This is a genomic window from Sorangium sp. So ce1014 (genome assembly GCF_051521505.1).
In the GTDB taxonomy this organism is placed as follows: domain Bacteria; phylum Myxococcota_A; class Polyangia; order Polyangiales; family Polyangiaceae; genus Sorangium.
This window is the reverse complement of record NZ_CP150356.1, coordinates 3,173,169-3,186,300: the sequence shown is the minus strand read 5'-3', so window position 1 is coordinate 3,186,300 and position 13,132 is coordinate 3,173,169. Positions and strand designations below refer to the sequence as shown.

Genomic DNA, 13,132 nt, shown 5'->3' with positions numbered 1-13,132 from the left:
CGCCTTCCGGAGCGCTCCGCGCCGCGGGCGCCAGCGCGCCCCTTCGCTACAGCGCCCCTGCCGGCGGCGCGCCCTCGTGCGTGGAGCGGGCGGTGGCGTCCTCCGCCGGCTGCGGCGCGCCGACCGGGTAGCCGAGCAGGCACGTGCCCTCGCCGGGCAGCTCCGTCGCCGGGTCGCACTCGGCGAGCTCCCAGCCGCGCGCCTGCTCGGCGTCCGTCCCGGAGAGGTCGGCGCCCCGGAGGTTCGCGGCGCTCAGATCGGCGCCCTCGAAGGTCGACTCCATCAGGGCGGCGCCCGAGAGGTCCGCCCCGACGAGGCGCGCGTTCCGGAAGCTCGCCTGGGTGAGATCGGCGCGGGAGAGGTCGAGCCCTGACAGGTCCCGCCCGTCGAAGCTGCGGTGGCCGCTCCGCGCGAGCAGGCGCACCGCGGCGGACCGATGCGCGGCGTCGCCCGAGGAGAGCGTGGCGCGCAGCCGGAAGACGGCGAGGCGCGAGGGGTCCAGGCCGTGGACGAGCGTCGCGGCGAGCGCGGCCAGCACGAGGCGGGCGCCGAGGGAGCGCGCGGCGCCGCGCTCGGCGCCGAAGGGCGGCAGCGCGAAGGTCAGGAGCGCCGCGCCCAGCGCGCCGCCGGCGTGCACGGCCCAGAGGAGCCCGGGCGGAGGGAGCTTCGCCAACGCGACGGCGGCCGCCAGGACGAGGAGCAGCGCGCCACCGGCGAGCGCGAGGCGGAGCTCGAGCGAGCGCGCGAGCAGGGGCGCGTCCGGCGCCGGGAGTGGGCCCGCGCCTACGGCGGCGCGGCGGACCGGCTGCGGCTCGGCCGTCTCGCCGGCGCGGCGCGAGGCCCCGGCGGCCGCGCCGGGGCGAGCGGCGTCAGGCGCCGCGGCCAGCCGCTGCGAATCGGGAGGCGCGGACATCCGTTGCGATGACGGTGCCGCGGACATCCGTTGCGATGACGGTGCCGCGGACATTCGTTGCGATGACGGTGCCGCGGACATTCGTTGCGATGACGGTGCCGCGGACATTCGTTGCGATGACGGTGCCGCGGACATTCGCCGCGAGTCCGGCGCTGCCTCCAGCCGCTGCGAGTCCGGCGCTGCCTCCAGCCGCTGCGAGTCCGGCGCTGCCTCCAGCCGCTGCGAGTCCGGCGCCTTTGCCGGCGCGGTGGAGCGGCCCCGCTCCGCGCTCGCGGGGTGCGCGTCCGCGCTCGCGAGCGCCTCGCGGAGCGGCGAGGCGAACGACGCGATGTCGTCGAACGACGCGCCCGCGCTCGCGAGCGCCAGGATGGCCTCCAGGTCGAGGCCGGAGCGCGCGCACGCCGCGGAATCGACGCGCGCGCCCGCGAGCGAGCTCGCCGACGAGAACGAGCGCGGGAGCTTGGTCCCGCGCAGATCCGCGGCCGTGAGCAGCGCCCCGCCGAGCAGCGCCCCCGAGAGATCGGCCCATCGCAGGTCGGCGCCGGTGAGGTCGGCGTTGACGAGCGACGCGGCGTCGAGCCGCGCCCCCGCGAGGTTCGCGCCGGCGAGCTTGGCCCCGTCGAGGCGCGAGCCCGCGAGGTTCGCGCCCTGGAGATCGGCGCAGAGCAGGTGCGCGGCCGCGAGGTCCGCGCCCGGGAGCTCGATCGCGGTGCCCTCACCGCCGCGGCGCGCCGAGAGGGCGCCGAACAACCTGTGCAGCGCTGCGGTATCCATGGCGGCGCCGCCTACTCATCCGGGTCGATGGTGCCGATCGCGCTCGCGAACACCACCTGCCCGTCCTTCATGTAGCCATCCAGCGCGAACCACGCGTGTGTGCCGTCGGCGTCGAGATCGCCTCGCGCGTAGGCGGCCCACCGGCGGTCCGGCGGCACGTCCGCCGGCCACGGAGAGGCCGACACAGGCATGGGAGAGCCGCCGAGTCGATATCGATACTGGTACGACTGAGGGTGGCTGATCTCGAATCCAAGGCACGTCCAGCCCACCGTCGGGCTCCCTGTGTTGTAGTCGACACCCGGGCGGGGATCGGGCTGATACTTGACCCCCTGGACGCGATAGAACGCGTTCGGCACCGTGACCGCATCGCTGCACAGCGGCTGGGCCGCCGTGCCATCCGAGCGCGCCTGAAGGCGATCGGCCGAAGCGACAACGGCCCTGGCGATGCCGCCGATCGTCTGCTTGGCCTCGGCCGACTTGGCGAGCACCAGATACTTGGACACCCCCTGCGTCGCCAGCGCGGCCAGGAGCGCCACGAGCCCGCCCGCGAGCATCACCTCGACGAGGGTAAACCCTCGTCGACCCCGCCCCCGAGATGCCCTATCGACTTCAACTCGGAAGATCCTTACCACGATACACCTATATCCGGACGATGGTTCGCTGAACAGCCATAAACCTGGGCGATAGGCCACAGCAAACGCTGTTTGGTCGGGTGTTGTGGGGAGCGCGGTCTCTCAGGCGGCGCGCATCCCACGTAGGCCACGTAGGCCACGTAGGCCACGTGAGCAGCGCCGCGATGCGGCGGCGAGCGCGCGTGGTGCGCCCTGCGCCCGGAAGCGAGCGAGCCGTTCGGAGCGGCCGTGAGCGCAACGGATGGGAGGTCGGCTCAGGCCGGGAGGTCGGCTCAGGCGCGCGGGCCGGCGGTCTTGGGCGGCGGGTCCCCCGCGAGGAAGGCTTCCAGCGCGTCGGCGATGCGCTCGCCGGTCTTGCCGTCCCACCCTTCGGGCACGGTGCCTCGCTTGCCGCGGCCGTCGAGGATGGCGTCGACCTCGCGCGCGATGAGGGCGGCGTCGAGCCCGACGACGATGTTTGTGCCCTGCGTCACGGTGACCGGCCGCTCGGTACCTTGACGCATCGTGAGGCACGGGATCCCGAGCGCGGTCGTCTCTTCCTGGATGCCGCCGGAGTCGGTGGCGACGAGCAGGGCATTGCCCATCACGGTCACGAAATCGTCGTACCCGAGCGGCTCCATGATCCGGAGCCCCGGGGTCTCCCGGAGGCGCGACGACAGCCCGAACGACTCGGCGCGCGCGACCGTGCGCGGGTGGACGGGGAACACGGTCGGCAGGCGCTGCGCGATCGCGGTGAGCGCGTCGAGCGTCTCGGCGAGCCGCTCGGCGCTGTCGACGTTGGCGGGGCGGTGGAGCGTCGCGATCGCGTACTTCTTCGGCTCGAGGCCGAAGCGCGAGAGCGCGTCGGTCTGCCGCTTGAGGGCGTAGTGGACCGAGTCGATCATCACGTTGCCGACGAACCGGATCCGCTCCGGGGCGATGCCCTCGGCGAGCAGGTTGGGGCGGGCATCGTGAGAGGGCGTGAGCAGGAGATCGGAGAGCTGGTCGGTGAGGACGCGGTTGATCTCCTCGGGCATGGTCCAGTCGCGCGAGCGAAGGCCCGACTCCACGTGGACGACGGGGATGCCGAGCTTCGACGCCGCGAGCGCGGCGGCCAGGGTGCTCGTGACGTCGCCGACCACGACAACCACCTTGGGACGGTGCTCCATCAGGTCGGCCTCGGCGCCGACGAGGACCGCGGCCGTCTGCTGGGCGTGCGAGCCGCCGCCCGCCTTGAGCGTGTGATCGGGCGTCGGCAGGCCGAGGTCCCGGAAGAACACGTCGCTCATCGTCGTGTCGAAGTGCTGGCCTGTGTGGAGCAGCCGCATCGGTAAGGCGCGCGCCTTGAGGGCGCGGCAGATGGGGGCGAGCTTCATGAAATTCGGGCGCGTCGCGGCGACGAGGTAGATCATTTCGACCGAGGAGCATGCCGCGGTATGCGGCGCGGCACCAGCGTTTTGAGGGCTCTCCAGGAGCGTGCCGGGGTGGCATCGCGTGCCTAGCGTGACTTGCGTGACTCGCGCGTCTCGCGTGACTTGCGCGTCTTGCGCCCTCGCCGCCGCGCCGATAGCCTGCCCGTGCCGAGCCCGTCGCCGCCCAGGCAGCGCCATGAGCATGCCAGACGATCTTCCGCTTCAGACAGGCGACATCCTCAAGGGAAAGTACCGTATTGTCCGGGTGATCGGCGCGGGCGGCATGGGCGCCGTCCTCGAGGCGCATCACCTCGTCCTCAACCAGCGTGTCGCGATCAAGGTCGTGCTCCCCGGCGCGGCGAAGCGCGCCGCGAGCGTGGAGCGCTTCCTGCGAGAGGCGCGCGCGGCGAGCAGCCTGCGGAGCGAGCACGTGGCCCGCGTGCTCGACGTCGACACGCTCGACGGGGGCCTGCCCTATCTCGTGATGGATCTCCTGGAGGGCGCCGATCTCTCGGACCGGCTCCGGTCGGAAGGGCGCCTGCCGGTCGAGGAGGCGTGCGAGATCGGCGTGCAGATCTGCGAGGCGCTGTCCGAGGCGCACGCGCGCGGGATCGTGCACCGGGACATCAAGCCGGGGAATCTCTTCGTCGTGCGGCGCGCCGACGGCAGCCCCCTCGTCAAGGTGCTCGACTTCGGCATCGCCAAGCACATTGGGCCGGCGGAGGCGATGAGCGCAGACAGCCTGACGAGCCAGGACGCCCTGGTGGGCTCGCCGCTCTACATGTCGCCCGAGCAGATGCGCTCGTCCCGCGCCGTGGACACGCGCAGCGATCTCTGGTCGCTCGGCGTCGCGCTGTACCAGGCGCTCTCCGGCAAGCTGCCGTTCGAGGCCGAGACGTTCGGGGAGCTGATCCTCTGCGTGATGCAGGAGCGCCCCGCGTCGCTGTCGTCCCTGCGCGCGGAGGTGCCCGAGGCGCTGAGTCGAGCGGTGATGAGGTGCCTGGAGCGAAGCCCCAAGGATCGATGGCAAGACGTCGCGCAGCTCGCGGCCGCGCTCGCGCCGTTCGCCCCGGCGCGGTGCCGGCCGCTGGTCGGGCGCGCCGAGGCGACGCTCGCGGCGAGCGAGCGCGCGCGCCCGGCCCTGGCGCACGGGCAAGCGCCGGCGGTCGGCCCTGGCGCTGCCGCGGGCACGCCGCTCGTGGCCTCCGCGACCCTGCCGGCCGCTTCCACCTTGCCGGCGGCTGCCACCCTGCCGGCCACCCCGCTCGTCTGCGCCGCGGGCACCCCGCCCGCCGACTCTACCCAGCTGCTGCTGGCCGCGGCGGGCGCGCGAGCGGCGGACCCGGGGCAATCCGTCGCGTTGCGCGACGCCGGCGATCCGGCGGCCGACCCCGGTTCCACGGGCGCGTCCGCGCCGACCATGACGCAGACGGCGGCGCCGTGGTCGGACAGCCGGCGGCCGCCGGAGGGGCGAGCGCATCCGCGCTGGCTGCAGCGGGCCGGCGCCGCCTCGGTGATCGCGGGGCTGGGCGTGGCGGCGCTGCTCTGGACGCGCCAGGAGCCGGCCGCCGAGACCGAGGACACGGCCGCGGCCGCGCCACCGCCGTCTCCGGCGCAGGCTTCGCCTGAGCCGCTCCCGCCGCCGGCCGCGCCCGAGGCGGTCCGAGCGCAGCCTGCGCTCGCCCCGCTCCCGCCGCCGCACGACCCTGCAACGGGATCGTCCGCCGCCGCGCTCGCGGGTTCGACCGCTCCCGAGCCGGCCGACCTCACGGCTGCACCGGTCGCTGCGACCGCATCGCGGCCCCGCAGCGCCCCCACCCGCGCTGGAGCCTCCCCTCGCGATGCGCGCACCGCTGCGCCACGACCCGCCGCTTCCGCCTCCCCTTCCGCTTCCGCCTCCCCTTCCGCAACCGGCGCGCCGGCGGGCGACGGCGTCCCCAACTACGGTGGGCGCAAATGAGCCGGCGCCGCGCGGCAAGGCTGGGCGCTGCCGCGCTCGCGATCGCGGGGGCGCTCGCGGCCATCCCGCGGCCGACGTACGCGCAGGCGGGCGGCGATGCCGCGGCGGCGGAGGTCCTCTTCGAGCAGGCGATCGCGCTGATGAGACAGGGCAGCTACGAGCAGGCGTGCCCGCGGCTCGCGGAGAGCCAGCGGCTCGACGCCGGCGTGGGCACGCTCCTGTACCTCGCCGCCTGCTACGAGCGGCTGGGCAAGACCGCGAGCGCATGGGCCACCTACCGCGAGGCGGCCGACGCGGCCCGCCGCCACGGTCAGGCCGACCGCGAGCAGAAGGCCCGCGAGGGCGCCGCCGCGCTCGAGGCGCGGCTGACACGGCTGCTCGTCGAGGTCCCCGCGGGCAGCGCCGCACCGGGGCTGTTCGTGCGGCGCAACGGCCAGGAGCTCGCCCAGGTGCTCTGGGGGTCGCCGATGCCGGTCGATCCGGGCGCCTACACGGTCGAGGCGAGCGCGCCGGGCAGGCTCCCGTGGTCGACGACGGCGGCGATCGACCCGGCCAGCGGCACCGTGACCGTCACCGTACCGCCCCTCGAGGCGGCTCCGCCGCCGCAGGGCGCGGCCCCCGCGGCGCCCGCGGCCGCTTCCCGGGGCGCCCCAGCCGCGCAGACAGCGCCGCCTGCGCGCCCCGCGCCTCCGGACGCGGCCGGCATGCCCGCGCAGCGGCTCGTCGCGCTCGTCGCGGCCGGCGCCGGCGTGGTCGGCATCGGGGTGTCGGTCGGCCTGGGGTTCGAGGCACGGGCGCGCTTCCAGGACGCGGGAGCGCACTGCGACGGCGACCTCTGCGACGACGCCGGGATCAAGATCCGCGGCGACGCCATGGATCTGGCGCGGGCCGGCACCGTCGTCTTCCTCGTGGGCGCGGCCGGGCTGGCGACGGGCGGGGTCCTCTGGTTCACCGCCCCGTCGCCCGACGCGGGCGCCGGCACGCGCCCGGCGGTCCAGGTCGGCCTGGGGCCGCTCGGCCTCTCGCTCGGAGGACGATTCTGATGCGCCCTGCCGGCCCGGCGCGCTTGCTCGTGATGGTCGCGGCGCTCCTCGGCGCAGCGGGATGCGACGTGGTCTTCGGCATCAGCCCCGGACAACCAAGGCCCTCCAGCGGCAGCGGGGGCCAGGGCGACGGCGGCGGCCAGGGCGGCGGCGGCCAGGGCGGCGGCGGCCAGGGCGGCGGCGGCCAGGGCGGCGGCGGCCAGGGCGGCGGCGGCGGCCAGGGCGTGCTCGACGTCGCGGGCCGCATCACGTCGGACACCACCTGGACGTCCAGCCGCCCTCCCCGGCTGCGCGCGCCCGTCGTGGTGGAGGCCGGCGCGACCCTCACCATCGAACCGGGAACGACCGTCCTGGCCGACGAAGGCAGCCTCCTCGCCATCAAGCCCGGCGCGCGGATCGTCGCGAACGGCACCCGCGAGGCGCCGATCGTGCTCACGAGCGCGCGCTCGCCGCGGAGCCCCGGCGACTGGGGCGGCCTCGTGCTCTGCGGCAAGGCCCGCATCAACGCCCCGGAGGGCAAGAAGATGATCGGCTCGTCGCCCCGCTCCCTCGATCTGGTCTGCGGAGGAGAGGACGACGACGACGACAGCGGCCAGCTGAGCTTCCTGCGGATCGAGTTCGCCGGCGAGGACGTCCGCGAGGGCGAGGACATGGCCGGGCTCGAGCTCGTCGGGGTCGGACGCCGCACGTCGATCCACCACGTCGAGGTGATTCACGTCACGGACGACGGTGTGTACGTGGTCGGCGGCACCGTGGAGATGAAGCACATCCTCGTGGTCGGCGGGAACGACGACAGCTTTGACTGGGAACACGGCTGGCGCGGCAAAGGACAGTTCCTCGCCGCGCTCAGGACGAGCTTCGACTTTCACGGGAGCGGGATCGAGGGGGACGATCCGGGCGACGACCCGGAGCTCGTGTCGAGCCCCACGCTGTACAACGTCACCCTCCTCGGCAACCTCGACGCCGACTCCGACGGCGCCGGCATCGAGCTCGCCGGAGGGACGCGCGGACAGCTGCACAACGTGCTCGTGGCCGATTTCGAGAAGGCGGGCGTCCAGGTCCTCGATCAGGCGACCGCCGCGAACATCGCGCCGCGCGCGCTCGACATGACCCATTCCATCCTCGCGAACGAGGCCAATTTCGACAACCTGAGCAGCGATCCCGAGGCCGACGATTACGATGAGGAGGCGTGGCTCCTGTCCGTGGATCCCGCGCGGTGGAACCGGCAGGAGCGCTCCTCCGGCCTCGGCATCCGGTCGCGCTGGTGGCTCGATCTCGACCTGTCGCTCGAGCCGGGATCGCCGGGGCTGCAGGGCGCCGCGCGGCCCCCGGAGGGCGACCCGTTCTTCGATGCCACGGCGAGCTTCGTCGGCGCCTGCGGCGAGACCTGTCCGGGCTTCGAGGGCTGGACCGCGTTCCCCGTCGACTGAGCGGCCGGCGCCCAGGTCCTCCCCGCGCGCAGCCTCGATGGCGCGATGATCTTCGCCGCGCAGCGCGCGCGGCGCGGCGGCGCCGGCCGCACCTCGTGCAGCCGGCGCTTCCGGTCTCTTCCGGCGCTAGGCGCCGCGGTTCGCCATCGCGCCCGCCACGCCGCGCACGTCGGACGTCGGGGTCCGGCGCTCGCGCTCCGCCGTGCGCCGCGCCCGGCGGAGGCGCCACCACCGCTCGACGCTCATCACCGGCAGGATCGTCATCGCCACCAGCGTCGACCTGACCCACGCGTCGAGCGGGAGCGGCGCCGAGCCGAACAGCGTGTGCATGAACGGCGCGTAGACGAAGCAGAGCTGCAGCGCGAGGAGCGCGCCGATCCCGACGTAGATCCACGGGTTCGAGAAGAGCCCGATCTTCAGGAGCGAGTCGCGCAGCGACCGGCAGTTGATCACGTAGAAGATCTGGAACAGCACGACCGTCGTGACGGCCGCGGTCTGGGCCTCGCGGTAAGCGACCTCCGAGACGACGCCGCCGCGCACCACCGTGAAGTACTCGTACAGGAAGAGCCCGATCGCGCCCGCCGCCATGAGCACCGCGACGATCGCCGTGCGCACGAGGACGAACCGGCTCAGGATCGGCTCGCTCGGATCCCGCGGCGGACGGCTCATGACGTCCTTCTCCATCGCCTCGAACGCGAGCGGCAGCGAGAGCGCCACCGTGGCCACAAGGTTGACCCAGAGGATCTGGACGGCCGTGATCGGCATGAGCGGCGCGCCGCCGAGGACGGGGAAGGTCATCACCGCCACGAGCAGGATCAGCGCCTCACCCAGGTTCGTCGGCAGCACGAACGCGAGCGCCTTGACCAGGTTGTCGTAGACGCGGCGCCCCTCCTCGACCGCCGCCTGGATGCTCGCGAAGTTGTCGTCCGTCAGCACGACGTCGGCGGACTCCTTCGACACCGCCGTCCCCGTGATCCCCATCGCCACGCCGATGTCCGCCTGCTTCAGCGCCGGCGCGTCGTTCACGCCGTCGCCCGTCATGGCGACGACCTTCCCCTGGGCCTGCAGCGCCTTCACCAGGCGGAGCTTGTGCTCCGGCGCCACGCGCGCGAACACGTTCGTCGACGCCACCGCCGCGCGCAGCTCGTCCTCCGAGAGCCGCGCGAGCTCGGTGCCGTTGATCGCCCGCCCGCCTTCGGCCACGATCCCGAGCTGCTCGCCGATCGCCCTCGCGGTCGCCAGGTGATCGCCCGTGATCATCTTCACGGTGATCCCGGCCGCGTGGCACGCCTTGATCGCGTCGATCGCCTCCGGCCGCGGCGGGTCGATCATCCCCTCGAGGCCGAGGAGCGCGAACCCCTCGGCGAGGTGCGCCTCGTCGAGCGACGCCGCGCCGCGGTCCGCGGGCCGCGACGCGACGGCGAGCAGCCGCATGCCCTGCGCCGCCATCCGCTCGACCTGCGCCATCACGTGGGCGCGCTCCGCCTCGCCGATCGCGACGCGGCCGAGCACCGCCTCGGGCGCCCCCTTCATGAAGATCACCCGGTCTCCGCCGGGCGCCTCGTGGAGCGTCGCCATGAGCTGCAGCTCGGACGAGAACGGGACGGCGTCGACGCGGGGGTACTCCCGCCGCGTCGCGCCGGCGTCGACGCCGAGCTTCTGCGCCGCGACGACGAGCGCGCCCTCGGTCGGGTCGCCCTCGATGCCCCAGGCGTCGCCCTCGCGCTTCATGCGCGCGTCGTTGCAGAGCATCCCCGCCCGGAGCAGCGCGCGCACCGCCTCGGGCGCCTCGCCGGCCGTCGCGCCGCCGCGGCGGAGCTCGCCGACCGGCGCGTAACCGACGCCGGTCACCTCGAGCGTCTCCCCGTCCCCGGCGGCTCCGGCCGGAGGCGTCCACAGGGCGCGGACCGTCATCTCGTTCCGGGTCAGCGTCCCGGTCTTGTCGGAGCAGATGACGCCCGTGCTGCCCAGCGTCTCGACCGCGGGCAGCTTCCGGATCACCGCCCGGCGCCGCGCCATCCGCTGCACGCCGATGGCGAGCGAGATGGTGATGATCGCCGGCAGCCCCTCCGGGATCGCCGCGACCGCGAGCGAGATGCCCGCGAGCATCGCGTCGACCGGCGGGTAGCCCCGGAGCAGCGCGACCCCGACGATGACCAGCGCGACCGCCACGATGGCGATCGTCAGCACGCGGCCCACCTTGGCCATCGAGCGCGTGAGCGGCGTCTCGATCTCGGTCGCCTCGTGGAGCATCGAGGAGATGCGGCCGAGCTCGGTCGCGGCGCCGGTGGAGATGACCACCGCGGTGGCCGTGCCGCTCGTCACGAGCGTCCCGCCGAAGGTGAGGTTCTTGCGGTCGCCGATGCCGGCGTCCTCGGGGACCACCGCGACGTGCTTGTCAGAGGGCACCGACTCGCCGGTGAGCGCCGACTCGTCCACGCGGAGGTTCTTCACCGAGAGCAGCCGCGCGTCGGCGGGGACCTTGTCGCCCGCCTCGATCACCACCACGTCGCCGGGGACCACGTTCGCCGCCGGGATCGCGCTCCGCTGACCGTCGCGCACGACCGTGGCCGTCTGGGGCACCATGTCGACGAGCGCCTCGATCGCCTTGCCCGCGCGGAACTCCTGCACGAAGCCGATCGCCGTGTTGAGCACCACGACCGCCAGCACGACCGCGCCGTCGATCGCCTCGCCCATGGCCATCGCCAGGGCCGCCGACGCGAGCAGCACGTAGATGAGCGGGTCGTTGATCTGACGGAAGAGCAGCTTGAGCGCGCCGTCGCCCTTGGCGCGCTGGATCACGTTCGGCCCGACCGCCTCGAGCCGCCGGGCGGCCTCGCTGTCTGCGAGGCCCGCCTCGGCGCTCTCGATCTTGGAGAGCGCATCGCTGGCAGACAGGTTGTGCCAGGCGATCGCGGCCGAGGGTGGGAGGACGCGTTGGGACATGGAGTCATCTCCTGCGGTGTGCAGCTGCGCTGTGCGCGCCGCGCTCACGGGCTATGGCAGCTTCGTGCCACGTGGTTTGCACGTGGCAGCGGCGTTCTCGGCACGTCCCATGCCAGCGCGTCACCGGGCTGTTCAGCATTCCGGTCATCTCGCACCCTGGAATCGCGGGGGGCCTTTTCACCCCGGTGGGGAATTTTGCCCCACTCCGGGACACCGCGCATCGGGCCCGCGACCGGCGATCGTTGCCCCGCGGCGCTAGCCGCGCGCGTAGGCGAAGGTGCCGTCGATGTTGAACAGGCGCGTCGCCTGGACGAGCTCGGCCACGGTCACCCCGAAGCGCTGGACGAGCCGGTCCGCGATCTCGCGGCGGAGGAGGTCCCTGCGGAAGACGCGCAGCGGGCGCGGGGCGAAGTACCCCTCGAGCTCCGCGAACGTCAGGCGCTGGTACTCGGCGGTGCCAGGGACGGGTCGCCGCGAGACGACGTCGTAGAAGAAGAAGATGCCGCCCGGCCGGAGCAGGCGGAGCGCCTTCTCCATGAGGCCGCGCTTGAGCTCCGCGTTCGTGACCGACGACAGGACGGCGAACATCATCACCATGTCGAAGGGACCGCCGAGGTCGGCCTTCAGGAAGTCGCCCGCGACGAAGCGGATGCCGGCGAAGCGCGAGCGCGCGAGCTCGGCGCGCTCGGCGACGAGATCGACGCCCGTGAGGCGCGACGGATCCGCGCCGAGCTCGACGAGCCACGCGAGGTTGGAGCCCGATCCGCAGCCCACGTCGAGCACGGACATCTCGCGCAGCGCCTCGGGCGTGCGCACGCCGCACTCGAACAGCGCCTCGCGCACGCGGCGCTGCCGCTGCCGCGCGACGAGGTACGGGTGGGCGTTGAGCAGGCTCGCCCAGGAGCTCGCGGGCAGAAAACGCTCGGTGTAATGCCGGTTGATCGCCTCGAGATCCCGCTCGAAGCCGCTGTCGTCGGCCATCCGCCCGCCTCCCTCTCCCGCGCGCGCCCCGCCGGCCTGCGCCGTCACGGCTTCCCCACCGCCCACGCCGGCAAGCGCAGGACCCCCCAGCGCACCGCCTTGAGCAGCCCGAGCGCCACCGTCTGCTCCACCGTGCGCGGGCGCTGCGGCTTCCGCCGCGCGAGGTAGTCGTCGAGGTAGCGCAGGAACTCCGGGTCCGGCTCCATGCCGCCCACCGCGCGCCGGATGCCCCGGTACTTGCGCGTCTTCCAGATGAAGTTTTCCCAGCTGTCGAAGTAGTCGTGCCGCATCAGGAGCTCCGGCACGTAGACGACCCGCATGTCGGGGAGCGCCCTGGCGATCCGGTAGACCAGGTAGACGCCCTCGGCGCCGTAGAACTGGTCCGGAAAGCCCCCGGTCTCCAGGTAGATGCCGCGCCGGATCGCCATGTGGCCCTCGGTCGCGAGGACGTCGTCGATCATGTCGTCGCCGCGGTCGTAGTGCCCCGCGAGCGTGCAGAAGTAGGGGTGCTCCTTGGGGATGATCCGGCCGCGCATCGCGGCGATGCGCGGGTCCTGGAAGACGCGGCAGACGACCTCGACGAACGTCGGCGCGATCAGGCCGTCGTCGTCGATGAAGGCGACGTGCTCGCCCCGCGCCCAGGCGATGGCCGCGTTGCGCGCGGCGTTCAGCGGGATGCCGTCGGTCAGGCGGAGCTCGACGTCGACGAGCGGGGCGGAGCGCGGCCGCAGGTGCTCGATGCCGCCGCTGTCGGCGAGCAGGACCTCGAACGGCACGTCGAGCGCCGCCGTCTGGCCGCGCGCGTGCTGGAGGCACTCGATGAGGTAGTCCTTCGCCTTGTAGGAGATGATGATCAGCGTGAGCTTCGGCGACGGGACCTCGCGCCGCACGATGAGCTCCTTCACCTCGGGCGCGTACTTCGCGCGCCACGCCTCCTGAAGGGCGCGCTCGCCCTCGGGGAGCCCCGCTCGATCCTTGGGAAGATGGTCAGGCATCGAGGGCTCGCATGCCACGGGGGCCGCCGCGCAGGCAAGGATGTCGAGCGGGCGTCGCTCGGGATGA

General features: G+C 73.7%; 9 protein-coding genes. 3 read left to right on the top strand and 6 right to left on the bottom strand.

What is annotated here, in order from left to right; all coding sequences use genetic code 11:
- Positions 1 to 46: 46 nt before the first annotated feature.
- The 3 genes from WME75_RS12290 to wecB form a co-directional block, all read right to left on the bottom strand.
- The gene (locus WME75_RS12290; protein ID WP_437490021.1) at positions 47 to 1,687 is read right to left on the bottom strand and encodes a pentapeptide repeat-containing protein; all 1,641 of its coding nucleotides are present in this window, start codon (positions 1,685 to 1,687) and stop codon (positions 47 to 49) included.
- 11 nt (positions 1,688 to 1,698) lie between these two features.
- Positions 1,699 to 2,241, bottom strand: a complete 543-nt coding sequence (locus tag WME75_RS12285) for a Type II secretory pathway pseudopilin (RefSeq protein ID WP_437494798.1) — start codon at positions 2,239 to 2,241, stop codon at positions 1,699 to 1,701.
- A gap of 350 nt (positions 2,242 to 2,591) precedes the next feature.
- Positions 2,592 to 3,710, bottom strand: coding sequence for a non-hydrolyzing UDP-N-acetylglucosamine 2-epimerase (gene wecB, locus WME75_RS12280; RefSeq protein WP_437490020.1), 1,119 nt, complete (start codon positions 3,708 to 3,710; stop codon positions 2,592 to 2,594).
- Positions 3,711 to 3,906: 196 nt separating this feature from the next.
- On the opposite strand from wecB, the gene WME75_RS12275 reads away from it, so the two are divergent.
- From WME75_RS12275 to WME75_RS12265, 3 genes are read left to right on the top strand one after another with little or no spacing between them, the layout of a single operon-like run.
- Positions 3,907 to 5,670 (top strand): serine/threonine-protein kinase, encoded by a 1,764-nt coding sequence (locus tag WME75_RS12275; RefSeq protein WP_437490019.1) that lies wholly within the window; start codon positions 3,907 to 3,909, stop codon positions 5,668 to 5,670.
- The gene (locus WME75_RS12270; protein WP_437490018.1) at positions 5,667 to 6,713 is read left to right on the top strand and encodes a hypothetical protein; all 1,047 of its coding nucleotides are present in this window, start codon (positions 5,667 to 5,669) and stop codon (positions 6,711 to 6,713) included. The genes WME75_RS12275 and WME75_RS12270 overlap by 4 nt, the downstream gene beginning before the upstream one ends.
- On the top strand, positions 6,713 to 8,143 hold the full coding sequence (locus tag WME75_RS12265; RefSeq protein ID WP_437490017.1) for a hypothetical protein: 1,431 nt from the start codon (positions 6,713 to 6,715) through the stop codon (positions 8,141 to 8,143). Before WME75_RS12270 ends, WME75_RS12265 begins: the two co-directional genes overlap by 1 nt.
- A gap of 126 nt (positions 8,144 to 8,269) precedes the next feature.
- Here WME75_RS12265 and WME75_RS12260 read toward each other — a convergent pair whose 3' ends face one another.
- The 3 genes from WME75_RS12260 to WME75_RS12250 all read right to left on the bottom strand — a co-directional run bounded on the left by WME75_RS12260 (position 8,270) and on the right by WME75_RS12250 (position 13,065).
- Positions 8,270 to 11,089: a cation-translocating P-type ATPase gene (locus tag WME75_RS12260; protein WP_437490016.1), complete on the bottom strand. Its 2,820-nt coding sequence runs from the start codon at positions 11,087 to 11,089 to the stop codon at positions 8,270 to 8,272.
- Positions 11,090 to 11,344: 255 nt separating this feature from the next.
- Positions 11,345 to 12,118 (bottom strand): class I SAM-dependent methyltransferase, encoded by a 774-nt coding sequence (locus WME75_RS12255; RefSeq protein WP_437490015.1) that lies wholly within the window; start codon positions 12,116 to 12,118, stop codon positions 11,345 to 11,347.
- Positions 12,115 to 13,065 carry a glycosyltransferase family 2 protein gene (locus WME75_RS12250; RefSeq protein WP_437490014.1) on the bottom strand — a complete coding sequence of 317 codons (951 nt, stop codon included), beginning with the start codon at positions 13,063 to 13,065 and terminating at the stop codon, positions 12,115 to 12,117. Before WME75_RS12250 ends, WME75_RS12255 begins: the two co-directional genes overlap by 4 nt.
- Between the last annotated feature and the right edge of the window lie 67 nt (positions 13,066 to 13,132).